At 64.4% G+C, this 19983-nt stretch carries 20 protein-coding genes and 1 pseudogene; 11 read left to right on the top strand and 10 right to left on the bottom strand.

Translation table 11 applies throughout. The features are described 5' to 3' along the window. The 4 genes from F0311_RS02920 to F0311_RS02905 all read right to left on the bottom strand — a co-directional run. On the bottom strand, positions 1 to 130 hold a 130-nt coding region (locus tag F0311_RS02920), incomplete at its 3' end, for a serine dehydratase beta chain (protein WP_150460465.1). A gap of 5 nt (positions 131 to 135) precedes the next feature. Continuing rightward, a complete protein-coding gene (locus F0311_RS02915; RefSeq protein WP_317982542.1) occupies positions 136 to 1365 on the bottom strand; it encodes an aromatic ring-hydroxylating oxygenase subunit alpha in 1230 nt (409 codons plus the stop codon). A gap of 37 nt (positions 1366 to 1402) precedes the next feature. After that, positions 1403 to 2629: an NAD(P)/FAD-dependent oxidoreductase gene (locus F0311_RS02910; protein WP_150460464.1), complete on the bottom strand. Its 1227-nt coding sequence runs from the start codon at positions 2627 to 2629 to the stop codon at positions 1403 to 1405. Further along, the gene (locus F0311_RS02905; protein ID WP_150460463.1) at positions 2626 to 2973 is read right to left on the bottom strand and encodes a bifunctional 3-phenylpropionate/cinnamic acid dioxygenase ferredoxin subunit; all 348 of its coding nucleotides are present in this window, start codon (positions 2971 to 2973) and stop codon (positions 2626 to 2628) included. The genes F0311_RS02910 and F0311_RS02905 overlap by 4 nt, the downstream gene beginning before the upstream one ends. 180 nt (positions 2974 to 3153) lie before the next feature. On the opposite strand from F0311_RS02905, the gene F0311_RS02900 reads away from it, so the two are divergent. From F0311_RS02900 to solA, 3 genes are all read left to right on the top strand, one after another. Then, entirely contained in the window at positions 3154 to 3945 is a 792-nt protein-coding gene (locus F0311_RS02900; RefSeq protein WP_150460462.1) for an IclR family transcriptional regulator, read from the top strand. Between the two features lie 115 nt (positions 3946 to 4060). Continuing rightward, positions 4061 to 6553 carry a GcvT family protein gene (locus F0311_RS02895; RefSeq protein ID WP_150460461.1) on the top strand — a complete coding sequence of 831 codons (2493 nt, stop codon included), beginning with the start codon at positions 4061 to 4063 and terminating at the stop codon, positions 6551 to 6553. Then, positions 6546 to 7703 (top strand): N-methyl-L-tryptophan oxidase, encoded by a 1158-nt coding sequence (gene solA / locus F0311_RS02890; protein ID WP_223881095.1) that lies wholly within the window; start codon positions 6546 to 6548, stop codon positions 7701 to 7703. Before F0311_RS02895 ends, solA begins: the two co-directional genes overlap by 8 nt. On the opposite strand, the gene F0311_RS02885 is transcribed toward solA, so the two are convergent. Both F0311_RS02885 and F0311_RS02880 read right to left on the bottom strand, forming a co-directional pair. Continuing rightward, positions 7700 to 8413 carry a YitT family protein gene (locus F0311_RS02885; protein WP_150460459.1) on the bottom strand — a complete coding sequence of 238 codons (714 nt, stop codon included), beginning with the start codon at positions 8411 to 8413 and terminating at the stop codon, positions 7700 to 7702. The genes solA and F0311_RS02885 overlap by 4 nt on opposite strands. A 745-nt stretch (positions 8414 to 9158) precedes the next feature. Beyond that, entirely contained in the window at positions 9159 to 9353 is a 195-nt protein-coding gene (locus tag F0311_RS02880; RefSeq protein ID WP_150460458.1) for a hypothetical protein, read from the bottom strand. Positions 9354 to 9716: 363 nt separating this feature from the next. Between F0311_RS02880 and F0311_RS02875 the strand changes: the two genes are divergently transcribed. From F0311_RS02875 to F0311_RS02855, 5 genes are all read left to right on the top strand, one after another. Next, entirely contained in the window at positions 9717 to 10313 is a 597-nt protein-coding gene (locus F0311_RS02875) for a hypothetical protein (RefSeq protein WP_150460457.1), read from the top strand. A gap of 116 nt (positions 10314 to 10429) precedes the next feature. Beyond that, a complete protein-coding gene (locus tag F0311_RS02870; RefSeq protein ID WP_150460456.1) occupies positions 10430 to 10966 on the top strand; it encodes a hypothetical protein in 537 nt (178 codons plus the stop codon). Between the two features lie 77 nt (positions 10967 to 11043). After that, on the top strand, positions 11044 to 12156 hold the full coding sequence (locus F0311_RS02865) for a site-specific integrase (RefSeq protein ID WP_150460455.1): 1113 nt from the start codon (positions 11044 to 11046) through the stop codon (positions 12154 to 12156). Then, positions 12146 to 13027: a hypothetical protein gene (locus F0311_RS02860; protein WP_150460454.1), complete on the top strand. Its 882-nt coding sequence runs from the start codon at positions 12146 to 12148 to the stop codon at positions 13025 to 13027. The genes F0311_RS02865 and F0311_RS02860 overlap by 11 nt, the downstream gene beginning before the upstream one ends. 244 nt (positions 13028 to 13271) lie before the next feature. Continuing rightward, positions 13272 to 13622 (top strand): hypothetical protein, encoded by a 351-nt coding sequence (locus tag F0311_RS02855; RefSeq protein ID WP_150460453.1) that lies wholly within the window; start codon positions 13272 to 13274, stop codon positions 13620 to 13622. A gap of 659 nt (positions 13623 to 14281) precedes the next feature. Here the strand turns inward: F0311_RS02855 and F0311_RS02850 are convergent. The 3 genes and pseudogenes from F0311_RS02850 to F0311_RS18930 all read right to left on the bottom strand — a co-directional run. Beyond that, entirely contained in the window at positions 14282 to 14527 is a 246-nt protein-coding gene (locus F0311_RS02850) for a hypothetical protein (protein WP_150460452.1), read from the bottom strand. A 319-nt stretch (positions 14528 to 14846) separates the two neighbouring features. Further along, the gene (locus F0311_RS18355) at positions 14847 to 15527 is read right to left on the bottom strand and encodes an MFS transporter (RefSeq protein WP_223881094.1); all 681 of its coding nucleotides are present in this window, start codon (positions 15525 to 15527) and stop codon (positions 14847 to 14849) included. Positions 15528 to 15618: 91 nt separating this feature from the next. Next, positions 15619 to 15954 (bottom strand): annotated as a pseudogene (locus tag F0311_RS18930) (MFS transporter); the annotation flags it as partial. Positions 15955 to 16174: 220 nt separating this feature from the next. Between F0311_RS18930 and F0311_RS02840 the strand changes: the two are divergent. Next, positions 16175 to 16771, top strand: a complete 597-nt coding sequence (locus tag F0311_RS02840; RefSeq protein ID WP_223881093.1) for a TetR/AcrR family transcriptional regulator — start codon at positions 16175 to 16177, stop codon at positions 16769 to 16771. Positions 16772 to 17024: 253 nt separating this feature from the next. Next, a complete protein-coding gene (locus tag F0311_RS02835; RefSeq protein WP_150460451.1) occupies positions 17025 to 17264 on the top strand; it encodes a hypothetical protein in 240 nt (79 codons plus the stop codon). A gap of 15 nt (positions 17265 to 17279) precedes the next feature. Here F0311_RS02835 and F0311_RS02830 read toward each other — a convergent pair whose 3' ends face one another. Next, the gene (locus tag F0311_RS02830) at positions 17280 to 17888 is read right to left on the bottom strand and encodes a TetR/AcrR family transcriptional regulator (RefSeq protein WP_150460450.1); all 609 of its coding nucleotides are present in this window, start codon (positions 17886 to 17888) and stop codon (positions 17280 to 17282) included. Between the two features lie 128 nt (positions 17889 to 18016). On the opposite strand from F0311_RS02830, the gene F0311_RS02825 reads away from it, so the two are divergent. Continuing rightward, entirely contained in the window at positions 18017 to 19483 is a 1467-nt protein-coding gene (locus F0311_RS02825) for an MFS transporter (RefSeq protein ID WP_223881092.1), read from the top strand. Positions 19484 to 19983: the final 500 nt, after the last annotated feature.

Raw genomic sequence — 19983 nt, 5'->3', positions numbered from 1 at the left:
GGCCCCCGGTCATAAAAGACTCCGTGACCAGATGCTCCACCACAAACCGGCGGGCAGCCCGCATCGGCCCCACCGTATGCGAAGACGAAGGACCCACCCCCACACTAAAAAGATCAAAGAGACTGATCATGTCGTTCAGCCTACGCGCACCTGGTGCATTTCCGCGGACTCCAGCAGTGCCAGGGTGCTCTGCCACCAGGTGTGGAACTCCTCGATATGATGCTCGCTGGGCACCAGCGCACCGCCGCGGGCATAGGCAGTGGAGGACATCGACGGCTGGGTCAGTTCGCAGGCTTCGAAATCCTGCAGATTGACCCGATGGAACAGCTCCACCGATTTGCTGATGTCATATCGGCCCTCAGCCACGCCCTCGATGACCTCGGGCAGGAACAGCCAGTCGCAGACCACTATGGTGCGCTGTTCGGAGACCGGGAACATCCGGTGGATGATCACATGGTCCGGCACGGTGTTGATGAACACTTGGGGCTTGACGGTGATCGCATAGTACTTGCGGTCCTGGTTCGGGGCGATCGCCGGCAGGGCGGCGACCCCAGCGGAGCCGTCCACGGTGAACCCCTGGATGTCCTCGCCGAAGCTGGAGCCGTGGACCTCGCCGTTCTTCCGCTGGCTGGCCAGACCGTCGGCGAACTCCGGGATCACCTCGGTCAGCTCCGGGTGGATGGTCGCGCAGTGGTAGCACTCCATGAAGTTCTCAATGATCAGCTTCCAGTTGGCCGCCACATCGTAGGTTTTGGTCTGGCCTAGTTTGAGGTTCTCGATTCCGTAGTTGTCGATCGACTCCACTTGGCCGAAGCGGGTGCGCACCTCGCCGAGCACTTCGGTATCGAAGTCCGGCGGCTCAGCGGTACTGTCACCACCGGCCAGGCAGACCCACACATAGCCGAGCCATTGGCGCACATGCACCGGCTTCAAGCCGTATTCCTCACGGTCCACATCCGGCATGGCAGTGAGATTCGGGGCAGCCACCAGCTCGCCCTCCAGCGCATAGGTCCAGGCGTGGTAGCCGCACTGCAGCTTCTTCGCCTTGCCCTCATCCCCGGTGCAGACGCGCATTCCCCGGTGCCGGCAGACGTTGTAGTAGGCCTTGACCCCGGCCTTGCGCGTGCGCACCACAATCAGCTCCTCGCGGCCGACAGTGACTTTCTTCCACTCGCCGGGGGAACTGATGGCGTCTGCGCGCAGCACACAGTTCCACATCTTCTCGAAGATATCGGCCTGTTCCCGGGCGAAGACTTCCCGGTCGGTGTAGGCGGCGCCGGTGGGTGTGGGGCGCAGGCTGGAGCCTGGCAGCGGATCGTCCAGGTGGTCGATGATCATCGGTGCAGCTGCCTCACTTTCAGGCACGGGGTTCGGATACGACGCGAGCGGGAGGGGACGGGTTCTAGGCGGCCACGGTCTGGGCTTTCCTGATCTGGTGCTGCTTGCGCCAGCGTTTGACCTCGCGCAGCCGGTTGAATCCCAGAATCCCGACCTCTGTGCCCCCGCGCAGATAGCTGATCAGCAGATCGCCGGTCTCCGCGGAGCCTTCCAGGACGCGTACCTCATCGGCAGCGGCGATCCGACCCGCACCCTGCAGGCGAAGATCGTACTGATCGGACCAGAAATAGGGTTCCTGCATCGGCTGCGGCTCTGCCCCGGTGAGGTGGGCGGCCACCACGGCTGCCTGCTCGAGGGCCTCCTGCCAGTGCCCTACTGGGCGCAGACCTTTGCTCTGAGAAGCCCATTCGGCGCAGTCTCCGGCGGCCCACACCCCGGCGATGCCGGTGGCGCCGAAGTCATCGCAGAGAACCGCTCCGGCAGGGGAGAGGTGCAGCGGCCCGCCCTGCAGCCAGCCGGTGGCCGGTACCGCACCGCAGGCCAGGATGGCCACATCGGCGGCCACGGCGCTGCCATCAGCCAGGTGAACGGTGTGTCCGGCAGTGGTGCTGGTGACCGAGACGGCCCGGGCGGCTGAAGCGAAGCGCACCCCATGGGCTTCGTGCACCGACCGCAGGGCTCGGCCCACCGGTGTGCCGAGCCGGGTGGCACCAGGATGCTGCTCACCGGCGATGACGGTGACCGACTCGGCCCCGCGCTGGGTGCAGGTGGCGGCGGCCTCCAGCGCCAGGAAGCCGCCGCCCACCACTGCCACCCCCAGTCCCTGAAGGCAGGTGGCGCGCAGGGCGGCGGCATCGTCCATACTGCGCAGCAGATAGGGGCGGGCGACCTCGTCATCGGGGTTGGTCTGCGGCAGGGTGCGGGCACCGGCCCCGGTGGCGATCACCACGGCATCGGCGGCCCAGAACTCTCCGGTGAGTGTGTGAACGCCCAGCGGCACCGCGGAGAGCGCAATGACATCGGCACCGGGAACCCACTGGGCGTCCAGCGGCTGATCGGGATCGTCCAGGGCGAGGTCGTCTTCGGAGACCGCACCGGTCAGATACGCCTTGCTCAGTGCGGGCCGGTCATAGGCCAGCCGGTGCTCTGCGCCCAGAATGGTGATCTGCCCCTGGTGCCCGTTCAGGCGTGCTCCGCGGGCGGTGTGGTAGCCGGCGAGTCCGGCACCGATGATGAGCAGACGGTCATCAGGATCTAAGGAGAGCTGTGGCGCCGAGCCTGATGTCATCATGGAACCCTCACCCCCGGAGGGAGAACCGGTTCTGCGGTGGAGAGCTCCACGTACACCTCGCCGTCGAGCACCTGGGCCTGGTGGGCGCGTACGCTCCGCTTGGCCGGAGGCTGGTCCACCTGCCCGGTGGCCAGATGGAAGGTACTCTCATGCAGGGGGCACTCCACCCTGCAGTCCTCTACCCAGCCGGATGCTAGAGAGGCATCCTGATGGCTGCAGGTGTCATCGAGGCAGTAGACCTCACCGTCTTCGGTGAGGAACACCGCGATCGGCGGGCTGACCGCATCGATACGCAGCCCTTCGCCGGGAGTCAGATCATCTATGGAGCAGACTCTGAGGGACATATGTGCTGATCCCCTCCCATCGGGTCACATCACCACATGGTAATGTTGTTTATAGTGCAACGCTGTTCGTTCTGCACAACAGTGTTGAGAGAAGAATCGCGGTCCAGCCTGGGGTGCGTCAACCCCACGCGGCCGCAGTGAGCAAGAATTCACGGGAACGAAACATGGAAAGGTGCGGGAATGGCAGCGGGGACAGATGCGCATTCGGTGCAGTCGGTGGACCGGGCAGCTCGGATCCTCTCCCTGCTGCGCGAGCAGCCCTCGCTAACCATCAGCGCGATAGCCCGCGAGCTGGGCGTGCACCGCTCCACCGCGCTGCGCCTGCTGGTCACCCTGGAGTCCCACGATCTGGTGGAGCAGGAGAGTGCTCGCGGTGCTTATCGGCTGGGCTTCGGGCTGCTCCGGATGGCCAATGCGGTCACCGGCCGGATCGACCTTACCCGGGATGCCCAATCCTGCTGCGCAGTCGCGGCCGCTGAGCTGAATGAAACGGTCAATGTGGCCATCCTCGACCAGCATGCCGCGGTGACCATCACCCAGACCGAGGGGGAGCGGATGGTCGGGGTCGCCCGGCAGTATGTGGGTCAGCGCGGCCCACTGCACGCCACCTCCACCGGCAAGATTCTGCTGGCCCATGCCGACCCGGCCGAGCAGCGCCTGATTCTCAACGCGCCACTGGAGGCGTTCACCTCCTCCACCATCACCGACCCGGCATTGCTGGCCGATGAGCTGGAAATCGTGCTGGACAGGGGCTGGGCGTCTGCGGTGACCGAGTGGGAGGAGGGGATCAATGCGCTGGCGGTGCCGGTGCACGGTCCCGAGGGTGCGGTGGTGGCCGCACTCTCCACCACGGCCCCGGCCTTCCGGCTGCCGGAGTCCTCCTTCGCCGAGCATATCCAGGTGCTGCGCCAGGCGGCCGATCAGCTTGAGGCCAAACTGGGTGTGGTGAGCACCGGTGTTGCGGGCAGGTAAATTTCTCCCTCCGGCGGTCTGTGGGGTTGTCGCTCCCTGGCTCTGCTGCATACGCTAGTTGCGTTATGCACATGATGTTGCGTATAGCGATTCATCTGAGGGGAGAGGAGCTGCAATGGCTGGACCTCGCACCGTGATCATCGGCCTGGGCGTGGTCGGTGCGGCACTGGCGGATGAGCTGGTGCTGCGCGGCTGGACCAAGGTGACCGCCATCGACCAAGGGCCGCTCTACGTCACCGGTGGATCCAGCTCGCACGCCCCAGGCTTCGTCTTCCAGACCGGGCCCAGCAGAGCAATGTCCCAGCTGGCTCAGCGCACCCTGGACAAGCTCGACGGACTCGAGATTGACGGCCGGTGGATCGCCAAACAGGTGGGCGGCATCGAGATCGCCACCACCGTCCAGCGCCTCCGCGAACTCTCCCGGCGCCACGGTTTCGCTGAGTCCTGGGGCATCCCCTCCCGGCTGATCAGCCCAGCGGAAGTCGCCGAGCTCTGGCCCGGCCTGGCTGCCGAGCACATTCTGGGCGGACTGCACACTCCCACAGACGCCATCGTCAAAGGCGTGCGCGCCGTAGAGTTCCAGGCTCGCCGTGCCCAGTCCGGGGGCGCGACCCTGTTGCCGAACACCAAAGTGGTGGGACTGCGCATCGAGGAGTCCACGGTCACCGGGGTGCGAACCCTTCCGGTGGGGGCGGCCGCCGGTGCCGAGCCTCAGACCCTGCAGGCCGATATCGTCGTCACCGCCGTCGGACTGTGGGGGCCCGGGCTGAGCCGCGAATTGCTGGGATATGAGATCCCGATGCTGCCGGTGGAGCACGGATTCGGGTGCAGCACCCCGCTGCCCCAGCTGGCGCATATCGCTGAGGCAGAAGAGGTCATCCGCCCGATGATCCGCCACCAGGATCACGCCATGTACTTCCGCGAATGGGGCAGCCAGATCGCCATCGGAGCCTACGAACACCGGCCTATTCCAGTAGCGCCACAGCAGATCGCAAGCCCCGAGGAGTTCGCCGCCACCGGGGTCCACCCTGCCGTGCATCCCTTCACCCAGGAGGACTATGCGCCCACCTGGGCAGAGGCCCAGAAACTGGTGCCCTGGCTGCGCGGAGCCTCGCTGGAGACATCCCAGAGCTTCAACGGCATCTTCTCCTTCACCCCTGACGGCGGCCCGCTGCTGGGCCCGGTGCCGGAGATCAAGGGCCTGTGGATGGCACAGGCGGTCTGGGTCACCCAGTCCGCTGGAGTGGGTGAGGTGATGGCCGACTGGATCACCACCGGGGATCCCGGCATCGAGACCACCGGGTTGGATCTTTCACGTTTCGATCCCCGGCTGGTCTCCGCCCGGTGGGCGCGCGAGCAGGGCGAGGAGTCTTATGACGAGGTCTACGACATCATCCATCCCAAGGCTTCCACCCTGCGGCTGCGCGGACTGCGCATCTCACCCTTCTATGAGCGGCAGCAGCAGCTCGGGGCAGTCTTCGGCTCGGCCAACGGCTGGGAGCGCCCGCTCTGGTTCGACTCCAACGCAGATCGCGACACCCCTATGCTGGGTGATATCTCGCTGCCGGTCAGAGATGAGTGGTCGGCCCAGCACTGGAGCCCCACCGTGGCGGTGGAGGCCCGGGCGCTCAGAGATGGAGTCGGCGTCGTCGATATGTCCTCACTGCCACGGGCCACGGTCACTGGTCCGGACGCCGCTGAACTGCTGAACACCCTGCTCTCCCGCCCGGTGGGCAAGAAGCCCGGCACTGTGGTTTACGGGCTGCTGCTGGACCAGCGCGGCGGAATCCTCTCCGATATCACCGTGGTCACACTGCCCGATGGTTACCACCTGGGCATCAATGGGAATCAGGACATCGCCTGGCTGCGCGGTCGGGCAGCCGAGCTGGGGCAACAGGTAAGGATCGAGGACGCCGGCTCTGGTTCCTGCGGGCTGGGCCTGTGGGGGCCGAAGGCGCGCGAGGTGCTTAGCGTACTGACCGAGGCCGACCTCAGCAACGAGGCATTCCGCTTCTACCGGGCCCAGGAGATATCCGTTGCCGGGGTGCCGGCCTTGGCACTGCGGCTCAGCTATGTGGGCGAACTGGGGTGGGAGCTCTACACGCCGGCTGAGTTCGGTGGCTTCCTCTGGGACGCGCTCTTCGAGGCCGGGGCGGAGCAGGGAATCCTGCCGGTGGGGCGGCGTGCATTTGAATCGCTTCGCCTGGAGAAGGGCTTCCGGCTCTACGGCCAGGACATGACCCGCGAACACACTCCAGCCGAGGCCGGCGTGGACTTTGCCGTGCGAGGTCCGGCAGCACAACGGTTGGCCGAGCTCGGAGCAGATCAGCCCGTCCAGAAGCTCTGCTGCCTGGTACTGGATGACTCGGCGCAGGTGCTGATGGGTCATGAACCGGTCTACCCGGAGGGTGAGCTGGATGTGGCCGGATATGTCACCAGTGCCGACCAGGGGTACACCGTGGGAGCCTCAATCGCCTACGCTTGGCTGCCGGTGGAGCTCAGCGCCCCCGGAACCCGGGTAGAGGCAGCCTACTTCGGCCAGCGGTACGCTGGTACGGTGACCGCGGAGCCGCTCTATGACCCCAGCGGGGAGAGGATGCGTGGCTGAGGTGGAGTCCTTCGAGGCAATCGTCATCGGCCTGGGCTCCATGGGAGCGGCCGCAGCCAATGAGCTGGCCGGCCGCGGCTTCAGGGTGTTGGGACTTGAGACCTACCAGCCCGGCCATGATCAGGGCTCCGCTCACGGGGGCACTCGAATCATCCGGCAGTCCTATTTCGAGGATCCGGCCTATGTGCCACTGCTTTTTTCCGCCTACAGCGGTTTCCGCCAGCTCGAGGAGGAGTCCGGCCGGAAGCTGATGGAGCTGTGCGGCGGCATCTACATTGGGCATCCGGAGTCCAAGACTTTCGCCGGGTCCAAGGCGGCCGCCGAACAGTGGGGCCTGGACCACCAGGTGCTCACCGCAGCCCAGATCCGCTCCCGCTTCCCCACCTTCGAGCCGCACGAGGACGCTCTGGGCCTCTATGAGGACAATGCCGGGTATGTGCGCCCTGAACAGACAGTGATCGCCAATGCGGAGGTCGCTGCTCAAAAGGGCGCGGTGCTGAAGTTCGGCGAACCGGTGACCTGGTGGGGAGCTGCTGCCGGTGGGGGAGTTGAAGTGCGGACCCCGGTCGGGCACTACGGAGCTGACAGACTGATCATCTCGCCCGGAGCCTGGGCACCCCAACTGCTGCCGGAGCTGCGCCTGCCGCTGAGCATCGAACGCATGGTCTTCCACTGGTTCACCCCGGACTTCTCCGCAGTGCCGCAGCCCGCCTGGGACGAACGTGAGCACCCGGTGTATGTGGAGCAGACCTACGACAACCTTCAGATCTACGGCTTCCCCATGACTGACGGGTCTGCCGGCGGGTTCAAACTCGGTTTCTTCCGGCTGGGCACCCCCACCACAGCACAGACGGTGAACCGGGAGGTGGCCGAGGAAGAGAACCAGCGGATGCTTGACCGGGCTCGACAGCTCTTCCCGCACCTGGGCTATCCGGTGGTCACCGCAAAGACCTGCTTGTACTCCGTGACCCCCGATGAGCACTTTGTGATCGGATCTCACCCGGAGCATGAGCAGGTGGCGATTGCCTGCGGGTTCTCCGGGCATGGATTCAAATTCGTACCGGTAGTGGGAGAGATCCTCGCCGATCTGGTCGAACACGGTAAGACGAAGCACCCGGTTGAGCTTTTTAACCCCATGCGGTTCAGCTAAGCACGGTAACGGCCGGGACGGTGGTTGAAGGCCAAGATGATATTCATAATCACCGCACCACCGGCCGAGAGCAGCACGTTCTGCGGGGCGATCACGGTGAAGGCCAGCAGAATGACGCTGATATCCAGGGCCATCTGCACATAGCCGGCCCGAAGGTTGAACTGCTCCTGGGCAATCACCGCCACAATGTTGAACCCGCCCAGCGTGCTGCCGTGCCGGAACACTGCCAGCAGTGCCACGCCGACCAGCACATTGCCGGCGACCACGCCGAAGATCTGGTTCATCTCCGGGACCGGGAAGAACTGTTCACAGATCGCGGTGAATACCGAGACGATGCCTACTGCCAGCACCGTGCGCAGGGTGAACTTCCAGCCCTTGCGCCATACCGCCAGGGCGAAGAACGGGATATTGACCAGGAAGAACAGCCAGGCCAAACTCAGCGGAGTGCCGAAGGTCAGCAGCAGAGCCAGTCCCGCGGTCCCGCCGCTGACCGCCTCGGCCTGCTCCAGCAGGTACAGGCCCAGGGCGGCCATAAAGGTGCCGATAAGAATGCCCAGGACATCCTCTGCGGCCGAGTGTGGAATCACCTGCCCGGCCAGAGGCTGGACATTATTGGAATGGTGGGACGGTGCGGTAGCGCCGTCATTTTCATGAGAGGTGTCCGAGCTGCGGGGTGATGCTGCTTCGGACGGGGAGTCTGGTGTGGACATGCGCAACAGCGTAGTGCGGCGATGTTTCGCAGAGGTTGAAAACGTAGGTGAGAGTAATCACGTTGAGTGTGTTTAACGGGAGACGCGTGCAGAAACAGTGAGGAGGGCCTCTGCTATATGAAGTTCTCCCAAGAAGCCCGAAACGAGGCGTCTTGGCCCGCCAGATCGCTCTTCTGCGCCAGTCTAGGTATTCCCTACAATGCCCTCCAAATCCCGCTGGATCACGCCGAAAAGTGTGACAAAAGTGGGACACCCTGGTTTGGGCTGCTTCCGGTGAAGCCAGGTTCACCTCTGCTGCCGACGTTGCCTGACCACGTCCGACACCCTAGCCACTCTCGCCGGCGCATGTATCTCCAGCCCACAGCAGGAGTGGATCCTCTCGGATGTACGACGTGTGGCCGAGGTGCAGCTTCGAGGCGAGGGAGCGGACGGGCGTCATCATGGACACGCCTCAGGCTTCAGCAGATCGCGGCGCAGCCGTCTCAGTCGTCGACCGACGATGATGTCGTGGATGTCGATGTCATCGATGAGGACCTGATGCCTGAACCCCCTGCCGAGTCGGAAGCGAATCCGTCGGCAGCGAGAGACTGCGCAACCTCAAAGCCCCGACGGGCTCGCCAGGATCCGTTCCCGTCAGGACTGACCACGAGGGGCGATAGGCCTCAGACCGAACCGGCCGCCTCACCGACTGTTCAATCACAGCGGTGAGGCGGCCGAGTCGGTTCAGCGGGAACCCTGTGGGCTGTCAGCGGGATGCTGAGGCTGGGGCCGGGACCGCAGAGTCATAGGCGACTGCGGCGATGGCGGCCAGGAGGGCGGTCCAGGAGATCCAAGCGAACAGGCTGAATGGCTCGGCAGCGGTCGTAGCGAACACCAGCAGTGTCAGCGAAACGGCGATGATCCAGAACTTCGGGGTGCTCAGAGCCTTCTTGACGTTCATGGTTTGTCCTTCGTTCTCATCCGGTGGCTTCGTTTGATCTGACACTCCCACAGTGTCCGGCATCTGTTGGCAGATGTGGGATCCGTGTCGGCCGCGCATGTCGTCGCCCCGTGACCGCGACGAGCTCCGGCATTCGGGTTTCTCTACGGCGGCGGACTCACCTGAACGCGGTCACGGAACTTACCGCGAGTCTGCGATACGTGGGACGTCGAGACGACCTCCGCCCGCTGCCACAGCGTCTGGAGAGCTCACTTCAGCCCCTGCGCATCGAAACCCCCGATAATGGGCCTTATCTGACCTACCCCCACATCCGGGCGGCGATAGGCTGGTCACCTGGGACGCGACAGAGAGGCGGTGCTATCCGTGGGAAAGGGTTCGAGAAGGAAGAAGGAGCGTCAGCAGGAGCGCGCCGAGCAGGAACGCTTGAAGTCGCAGGAGTTCTGGCATGGCGGTGCTGCCGGACTCAGCGTAGGCGATGTGCTGGACAAGAAGCATTGGCAGGACCCACATGCCACCGCCGCGGGGCGGAAACTGAGAATGCCCTCCGGAGAGCCGGCGGTGTTCATCACTCCTGACCAGCAGTTCGCCGAGTCTTTCAGCGCTGAGGCCGGGCTGGGTGACCTCTACAAAGTTGTGCCACTTGGTGATCTTCGGGAGGACCCCGACTTCCAGAGGGGTCTGTCCTATTCCTGTGATTCCGCCGAGATCATCGATGTCGTCCAGCGCGGAGTGGCGAAGACCCGTGAGAACCAGATGGCAGGCCATAGGGCGATAACCTGGGCCCGTGGAGGCCGTGTCTATGACGACGAAGGACACATGCTGCCCAGCCCCGAGATGCAGTCCATGGGAATCACTCGCGAGCATCTGCGAGGGTATGGGTTCCTGCCCCCGCTTGAGATAGTCGATGCGGATCTCACTCAGCGGTTGATCACAGGCCAACTGCCTGTTGCACCGCGTTGAGATGTGTCAGTCGGATGTCGGAGCCCCGTTTGACCTGCGGCGGTAATCTCATCTGACGAGAGGCTGATCAGCAGAGTGACGGCCAAAACACAGTGTGAGCCATGGAAGGGTTTCGGATGAAAGAGCAGCACGACCAAACCGAGGCGGAGCGGGTGAAGACACAGACGTTCTTCCACGGTGGAGTCCCGGGACTGGAGGTCGGTGCGATCCTGGACAAGAAGCACTGGCAGGACCCGACCGAGTCCGCTGGCGCTCAGACCCTGGGGATGCATCCAGAGACTCCGGCGGTCTTCATCACCCCCGACGCGGACTTCGCCGAGTTCTTCGCCGCCGCAGCCGGTCACGGAGACCTCTACCGAGTGACCCCGATCGGGGAGATCGTCGCTGATGAGGACTTCGACGAGGGACTGTCCTACGCCTGTGCCTCCGCAGAGATCGTCGAGGTCCTCGCCCGAGGCGTCGAACGCACTGAGAAGAACCAGATGGCCGGTCACCAGGTGATGCGATGGACCGATGGGTCGAAGGTCTACGGCTCAGATGGCCACATGCTTCCCAGCCCTCAGATGCGCGCTGTCGGGATCGACGAAGAGTACCTGCGCGGCTATGGCTGGCTGGCTGGCTGGTCCCGGTCCCGGTGGTCACCGAGGACCTGATGCTGAAGGTGATGCGCGGCGAGCTCAGCCAGCCGCAGATCTGAGCGCTTCACAGCAGAGCCCTTTACCGTGGAGTCATGACCACCGGCACACTGGAGCCTGCCGCAGCGGGCTTGGACCGCCTGAACTCCCAGCACGCGATGGCGATGCTGGCCGAGGCGGCCCAGCTGGCAGCAGCGAACTCCCTGTCCGAACAGACCCGGCGGCTCTACGCCTCTGATTGGCGGAGGTTCACCGCCTGGTGCTCCTCCGCGGGAGTCGAGCCGATGCCTGCCGCCGTCGAGACCGTCCGATCCTACGCCGCCTCGATGGCCCTCGGGGGCGAGGACTCCGGATATCGACCGGCAACGATCGAGCGCCATCTGGTCGCCATCGGATACGCCCACACCGCCGCCGGTCATTCGCCGCCGACCAAACACCCGGCTGTCGAGAACGTCATGCGCGGCATACGCCGAGCCCTGGGCTCACAGACCCGGCAGATGCGCCCTCTGCTGCTTGCTGACATCCGCTCGATCATCAGCGACATCGACTCCTCCAGCTGGCCCGCTGGCCTGGCCGGACTGCGAGACACCTTCGTGCTGCTGGGCGGCTTCGCCTCCGCGATGCGACGATCTGAAATGGCCGCGATGCTGCAGGGCCATGTCCGCCACGACCCGGAGGTCGGACTGCTGGTCACCATCCCGCAGTCCAAGGGGGGTCAAGCCGGATATGGAGCGAGGGTGGTCATGCCGCGCGGGGAAAACCCCCAGACTTGCCCGCCGTGTGCCTACCTACGCTGGATGAGCGCCAGCCGCGCAGCTCTGAGTTCCCGTGCCGAGGCGATGGCCGCAGTCTTCGAGACCCCGGCGTTCGATCAGCGCCAGAAGCACATCTGCGATACCGCCGCACGGCACGACAACGCTCAGGCACCGGTGCTGCGCATCATCCGCAGAGGAGGGAACATGGCCGGACCGATCAGTGGAGACGGACTGCACCGTATGGTCCAGCGCCGCGCAGCCGAAACTGGACTCATCGGACCGATTGGCTTCCACTCACTTCGAGCGGGGTTCGTCACCCAGGCCCGTCGCAACGGTGCCGACCACCGGGCAGTCCGACGGCAGACCCGACACTCTTCGGATGCCCTGGTCGACCGCTACGACCGTGAGCATTCCCCGTTGATCGACAACGCGGCCGCAGATCTTGGCCTCTGATCACTGGCAGATCTACCGCGACTGGTGCATCGCCACTGGACGCGAGGTCGACACCCTCCATCAGGAGTTCTTCGACGATGTGCCGGTCGCAGCCGCCACCCAGGTGAGTAGGTCGCGCGCCATCTTCGCCCGACTCGGACACCAACGGCGACGAGCAGAACGCATTGAATTGATCGGATCACAGCCGGCTTGGCGACAGGGTCAGCAGTGGGGGTCGTTGACCCAGTCATTGGCGACTACGCCTCGATCCGGGTGGGTATCGGGCTTGCGTGGAGGCCGCGACGCCTTCGTGCTGGTCGCCGCTGCAGTGGGCATGACTCGGGACGAGCTGCGCCTGATGACGCATCAGGACGTCATCACCGACAAGCGATTGATCCTGCGTGGCGCTGAGGTGCCAATGGCTCAGGCTCCGTTGTCCTGTCCCGGGTGCGCGGTGATCGGCTGGCTGTCCACCCTGGGTACCTATCGGAAATGGGGGAGGGGCATCGTCCGTGCCGAGATGATCCGCGCTAAACACAGTCCGGCCCGGCACATCTGCCTGACCGACCCCGGACGGGAGTGGCGGCTGGCTCCGGCATTGGTTCCGAGCGTCGACAAACACGGGTGGGTCGAAGAACACCATCCCCTGAGCGCCCGCACTGTCTCAGCGATCACCGCCCGCCGTCAGGCTGAGGCGCTGACAGAGTCTCAAAGTGCCCCAGAGCATCGGCGGATCTACCGCTCCGAGGTCAACGTGCACCGCCGCCGGCATCTCAGTGAACTCTCCGAGATGCTCGACGAGATCGAACACCTCACCGAGGCTCATGAGGAGATGATCCGCCGAGTCGAACAGGAGACTGCCAGATTCGGACGGGCGGCGTCCGGGCAGTAGCAGTCTCTTGGCCGCTCTGGGTTGTTCTCGGAAGTGACGGCGAGCCGCTGACCAGCACATTTGGTGACCTCACCTGAGCCCTCCCAAGCAATTTCCCACACTTCTGCTGGCATTCTCCCAAGATCTCCCACGTCACATTTCTCGGAGGCGCCTCCGGCGGCCGGAACAGTGGTGGTCACGGCTCGGTGAGGCCAGACGGAGCGGCTGGCGCCGGGAGGAAGCGAAAACGCTAGGAGTGGGCGCAGTGTCTGAGTTCAACACTACTGGTGAGACCGTCGAGGAGCTCAGCGCTGGAGACTCTGGGAGCTGGTTGGTCACCACAGCGGGCAGTCAGCACATCTGGGATCTGGATGCTTGGGAATACACCAGGTTTCCGTCTGAAGAGTCGAAGTCGGGTGCGATGCCTTTTGATGGCCAGCCGTTGAAGATCAACCGGGTGCAATGGTTGCCAAAGGTCGGGGAACGTCCGTGGGTCTGGTTCGATGATCCTGAGGACCCTGTGTTCTTTGAACATTTTCGGCTCAACTCGGTGGTGAGCTCTATTGAACGGCTGGCCAACGATGAGCCCGAGGAGGTTGGCGATGAGACTCTATGAGGGCCCGTGTCGACGAGAGGAGAACCTGACCGAGGCGCATAGGCGGGTGCTGGCTCATCACTACCGGCGGATCGACTCACCTCTGGTGGGGTGGAAACCAACGGTCCGGCGGTCCTGTCCCATCTGGTTGATCGAGTACTTGGGACATGGCAGGGGAGGGGGCCACGATGAGTGATTCGGAGCCGATAGAGCCCGGCCGAGCGTGGTACACCGCCGATCATGAAGAATTGAGGACTGCTGGTCAGCGGCACCGGGCTGATACCGAGAATGTTCCGACGGTGATACGGATAGTCCACGACGAGTGCACCCTAACGGTGGCGGTATCGGAGATCCTTCTTCATGTTGGTGTCTTTCAGTTCCTCGGATGAGGAGATCTGGGTGCTGTCGACGGGCTCCAGATCACCCTATAGAACGCGCGGAGACTTATCCGCGTGCTGACGCGGATGGTGGACCAGGTGCGATCATCCTAGTGATCTGTAAGAGTCTCGCTCTGTGGCGTCTCGGACGCGCACACAACGGAGCCGCCCTGCTCGGAGTCAACCACATCCTGGTGTCTACCGGTGACGCCACACGGCATCGCCTCAAAGGTGGTGTCGACTGCTGTCCACCGTTGAACAGTCGTGTATTCAGGGACTTGCCGGTGTGTCGTCTGTGCACTATCAGTGACTCGGTGACGTAGGGAGTCCGCGGGTGAGTGTGTCGAGCATGGCGGTGAAGATTCTCTGGTGGCCAGGTTGTTCGGCGCAGAGTTTCTCGGAGGCGATCCAGCCCCACACGGTGAACAGGAAGACGGTGAAGGACTCTTGTGCCTGCTCCTGGGTGATGTTGTGGTTGATCGTCACGACTTCGGCGTGGTGTTGCAGTTCTTTGTAGGTGGTGGTTTCGCGGTGGAATTGAGCGAGCACCTCGGCTCGACTGGCCCACCAGTTGGGAGCTACTCGGCCGGCGGTGACTGGGCTTGCCGTTCAAGCTGCGCCGTGGACCCCGCTTCAGTTTCACCACGGTCGTCATGACCGCCGGACCTACGACTGTCTGGGAGGCGTCGGGGCGTCGTGACGGCGACAGCGCAGACGATCAGCCCGAGCGCGGTCATGGTGGCTGCAGCCCATTGCACGACGCCTGGTGACTGCTCGCTCGCGACGATCGTCGCACGGGCGCCGGTACGCGGCAGACTGCGGTGATGCGGTACTCCTCGCCTGCGACGGCCCGCCCGCGGGTGTGATGTCATGGCGCGGCCTCCTCGGTCTGGACAGTGAGTGCTCGCCCCGTGACTGCTGCGAGTACGAGTAGCACCGCGCCGGCTGCTACGGCGACCCAGAAGCCGGTGGAGGCGCCGTGGGTGTCGATGAGGGGCCCGGCGGTGGCCGGGCCGATCGCGGTGCCGAGTCCGAGTCCGGCGGTGGACCAGGTCAGCGCCTCGGTCAGGGAGCCGGTGTGGGTGTTCTTCTCGATCAGTTGGGCGGCCAGGATCATGGTGGGGGCGAAGAACACTCCGGCGATGAACACCGCGACCGACAGGCTGGTGATTGAGGTCACCACCAGCAGTGGCAGGGTCGTCAGTGCGGTGGCGATCAGCCCGATGCGCAGTAGCCGCCCCAGCGGCCAGGCGAGGGTGCGGGTGCCGAAGACGAATCCCGACAGGCATGAGCCCAGCGCGTAGATCGAGAGCACGACGCTGGCCAGGGCGGGACTGCCCTGTTGTTCGGCGAAAGCCACAGAGACGACGTCGACGGTGCCGATGATCACGCCCAAGGCGATCATCACCACCACGACCGCGGCTACGGTCGGTTGCCGGACCACCTGCAACGCCCCCGTCCGCTCTCCGGTGCGCGCGGTGGTTCCCGACCCGGCGGCTGGGGGTTCGGTGGCGCGTTGACCGGCCAGCCACAGGGCGCCGACGAGCATGAACACCGCGGCTGCCAGCGGTCCAGCTTGGGGGGAACAGCGCCACGCTCAACCCGATCGCCACCGGAGGACCCAGGATGAAACACACCTCATCGAGCACGGTCTCCCAGGAGTAGGCAGTGTGCACCTGGTCGCCGTCGCCGAGCAGGTGGCTCCACCTCGAGCGCACCAGCGCCGGGGCGCTGGGGGTGCTCCCGGCGACGAAGGCGAAGACGAACAGCAACGCCTTGGGGCCACCGGTGGCCGAGATCCCGGCCAGCACAGCGAGGGCCGTCACGCTCACCAGCGCCGCCACCGGCACCACCCGGCGCTGCCCATTCCGGTCGACCAGCCGTCCGACCTGCGGGGTCGCCAGCGCCGCCGTCAGCGCATAGGTTGCCGCCACCGCGCCGGCGAGGGCGTAGCTGGCATGGGTTTGAGCGATCATCGTGATCAGACCCACCGCCACCATCGACAGCGGCATCCGCGCCAACAGCGCTGCGAGCGTCATCGACACCGTGCCCGGGCGTGCGAACAAGGACCGGTAATGCGTGAACACGATATCCTCCTCCCGACGCCCATCGACGCCATCTGCATACGTGTCGTATGTGAATGACGCTAGTTGACCTACGCTACGTATGTCAATTAGCGTGGTCGAAGGAGGTGTCATGACCCGGCGAACGCGCGAACAGATGCTCGATGAGACCCGCCGCCTGCTCCTGGACGCGGGTCGGCAGTTCTTCGGCACGGTCGGGTACGCGGCGACATCGATGGACCAGCTGACCGATTCGGTCGGTCTGACCCGTGGTGCGCTGTACCACCACTTCGGCGGCAAGTCTGGCCTCTTCGCCGCGGTGGTGGCCGCCGTCGACGCCGAGATCGACACCGAACTGGACCAGATCACCGCCCAGGCACCCGACCCACTCGCCGCCCTGGCCGAACGCGGCGCGGCATACATCGAACTAACCCAAGCACCCGAGGTCCAGCAGCTCCTCTTCCATGACGCCCCCGCAGTGCTGCCCCACGCGGTGGAGACCTCCACGGCCGCATGCATCGCCTCGATCGCCCGCCTCATCGAAGCAGGTCAAACCGCCGAACTGATCCCCACCACAGTCCCGCCCGAAGCACCGGCGGTGCTGATCAACGGCGCCCTCGTCGACGCCTCCCGATGGGTCACCGCCGCACCCGAGGACCAGCACACCGAACGTAGGCGCCAGGCCACCGAGGGTGCCCGAGTGCTCATCACCGGGCTCGGCGGCAGGTAAGACGAGCCGAACTGCTGGGGCCAGGCAGGCTGTCGGGTCGTTCCACGCGTCACAGATCACCGAGGCCAGCGTGATCCATGGGGAGACCGTAGTGATCAACCCCGCCAAGCTTGGTTATCCGCTCACCGCCTTCATCCGGCTTCGCCTCGCCCTCAGAACGGGAAAGTCCTTCTACGAGGCGTGCGAGAGGACAACTACACTTTTAGCGATGCACTGCCTGGTCGGGTCACCATCGTGACAGGCCGCACCGACCATGAGCATTGAGAGCAGTGTCGACCAACTGGCTACGGTGCTATCCGAGGTGAGTGGACTGATCGTCGGTAGGGCCCCGGTGCTCAGTGTTTCTGGGAAGTTCTTCGCCCGGATGCATGAAGAACCCGAGATCCTGGTCTACTTGCGCGACAGCGTCGGCGAAAGTGCAGCCCCCGTCCATAACGACCCAGAGAAACTCATGCTGGATGGACATCGCGGAGGTGGAGAAGTCTTTGCTTGAACACTTTGTTGCCGCTCATGCTCTACGCAGATGCATGAGCAGTAGATCGACGACCTCTGCTAGGTAGTCATCGGGGATCGTGGTATTCCCTGAGAGGCAGTGGTGGGTGAGCATCGCCGGGCCGACCTGGGCGAGTAGTTGCATCTCACGAGACGGGGTGGCTGCGGGCGGGGTCGCCGCATGCAGAACTTCACCGATGCGTTCGGTGCAGGGTTCGACTACATGGTGGTGGACCAGGGAACGCATGAAATCAGTGTCCGTGCCTACCTCGGAGGCCAGAACCTGGAAGACGGTTCCACTGGAACGGTTGAACACCTCTTGCAGGAGGCTAAGAAGTGCGAGCAGATCGCTGCGGGTTTCACCGGTTAGTGTCGTGGCAGAGGGGTCAGGTAGCGCTTCAGCGAGCGCTTCGCGCACCAGGGCGTCTCGATCAGGCCAGCGCCGGTACAAGGCTGACTTGCCGGTGCCTGCGGCTGCGGCCACCCCTTCCATGGTCAGGCGCGCATAGCCCGTTGTGCGCAATTGATCGAAGACTGCAGCGAAGATCGCCTGACGAAGCTCCTCGCCGCGACGCCGCGAGAAAGGACCCTCGCTCTTAGTCGATGTCCCGACATCCTGAGGCATCCTAGTTGCCGCCTTCCCTACGCCCGATGCTTCACACCACGAGTCTACGATCTTGACATCAGTGGACGCCAGCGTCCACTATATAGTGGACGTATACGTACACTACTGAGGGAAGTCAGGAGAAGCTCGTGGCCGCAACCCCTACACCGACTTCACAGCAGAGACACTCCGAGCATGGGATGCCACGTTGGCCGGCGTTGACGCTGGCGGTGATCGTCGGGGTCGAGATGATTCTCATGCTCGACATCACCGTGTTGAACATCGCACTGCCTAGCATCCGTTCCGACCTAGGATTCAGCTCGGCCGGGTTGGCGTGGGTGATCAACGCCTTCGCGCTGACTTTCGGAGGACTGCTGTTGCTCGGCGGACGCGCAGGCGACATCCTTGGGCGGCGGCGGGTCTTCATCCTCGGGGTGCTGGTCTTCACTCTCGCCTCGCTGATGGGTGGGCTGGCGGTTTCGGCTGAGATGCTCATCGCCGCCCGCGCCCTGCAAGGGGTCGGTGCGGCCCTGGCTGGCCCTAGCACCTTGGCTCTGCTGATGACCCATTTCGAGCAGGGTGACCGGCGCAACCGTGCGCTGGCGATCTACTCATCGGTCACCGGTTCAGCGATGGCCCTGGGGCTGCTCGTCGGAGGCGTGATCGTCTACCTCGCCGACTGGCGCTGGGTTCTGCTCATCAACGTTCCCATCGGAGTGTTAGTTGCTGTCCTCGCTCCGCTTACGCTGGTGGAGGCGCCACGGAACCGGGGCCGATTCGACCTGGCGGGAGCGCTGGCCTCCACGCTCGGTCTGGGTGGGCTGGTCTACGGGTTCCTGCGTGCTGCCGAAGGAGCATGGGCCGATCCGATCACCATCGGCTGCTTCATCGGTGGGGTGCTGCTGCTAGGACTCTTCGTGCTCATCGAGCGCAAGGCCGTCCAGCCGGTCATGCCGCTGCGCCTGTTCGCTGACCGCAGCCGTGCCGCAGCGTTCCTCAACATGCTGCTGGTACCCGCGACCCTGTTCGCCATGTTCTTCTTCCTGGTCCAGTTCCTCCAAGAAGTCCTGGAACACTCACCCCTGCTGACCGGTGTGTCTTTCCTCCCCATGGCGGCCTCGGTGCTCCTGGGCGCACAGATTGTCACCAAGCTGGCACCCCGGACGGGGCCCAAACCGATCGCGGCGATCGGTGTCACAGTGATCAGCGCTGCATCGCTGTGGCTGACACTGCTCAGCACTGAATCCGGCTACCTCATCAGCGTCCTGGGCCCGATGATCCTCTTCGGCGCCGGAGTGGGCTTCAGCGTCGTACCGTTGAACATCATCATCGTCTCAAACGTGCCCCCGGGAGATTCAGGGGCTGCCTCAGGCATGCTCCAGGCCTTCCAGCAGATCGGCGGTGCACTCGGACTGGCCATCCTCGTCACCGTCTTCGGCACCGCCACCCGCGCCGCCGAGGCCTCCGGGGCAAGTGCCAATGTCGTGATGACCGAAGGTGTCACTTCGGCGTTCCTCGTTGGCAGTGCATTCACACTCGCTGCCCTGGCAGCAACCCTCATCGGCGTCGACGCCGCCCGCAGCAAAGAAAAAGCAACAGCTGCAGCAGGTCCATAGGCGCAGAAGAACCTGTGCTCTCGAGACCACGACACAATGCCTGGAACCTCGCTGTCTTCCTCGGCCCGCTTCTGTAAGCAAGCCTATTGCCGAGGGGTATACCAGCCCTCAGGGGAATCGGCGGTGCCAGGCGCTGCGTTGGTAGACTCAAGGTGCCCATTCATTCAAGCTCGGTGTACTGTCCATTGGGCGCTGAGTTCTCGGACAAGACCCCCAAGTACGCGAAGCCCACCACGTGACTGGCCAGAACTGCTTCCTCCTCACGTCATCGCGACCTCAGACCGCCGGGCTGGAACCATGCTCCCGAAGGCCGGAGATCAGCCCTGGCAAGACCGCCGCCCATCGCCGAGCGCCAACTCCCCGAACCCGGCATCGACCACGTCGGCTACGTCCGCTACAACCGCAAGCTCCCCGCCTCCACACCCGGCGACCCAGACCCCGACGTGTCACCGATGTCCTGATACAGGCCTGTCACCAGTGTCCTGACATCACAAACCCAA

This window comes from Nesterenkonia ebinurensis, assembly GCF_008711175.1.
GTDB classification, from domain to species: domain Bacteria; phylum Actinomycetota; class Actinomycetes; order Actinomycetales; family Micrococcaceae; genus Nesterenkonia; species Nesterenkonia ebinurensis.
The sequence above is the reverse complement of the archived record's forward strand: the minus strand, read 5'-3'. Positions and strand labels throughout refer to the sequence as shown.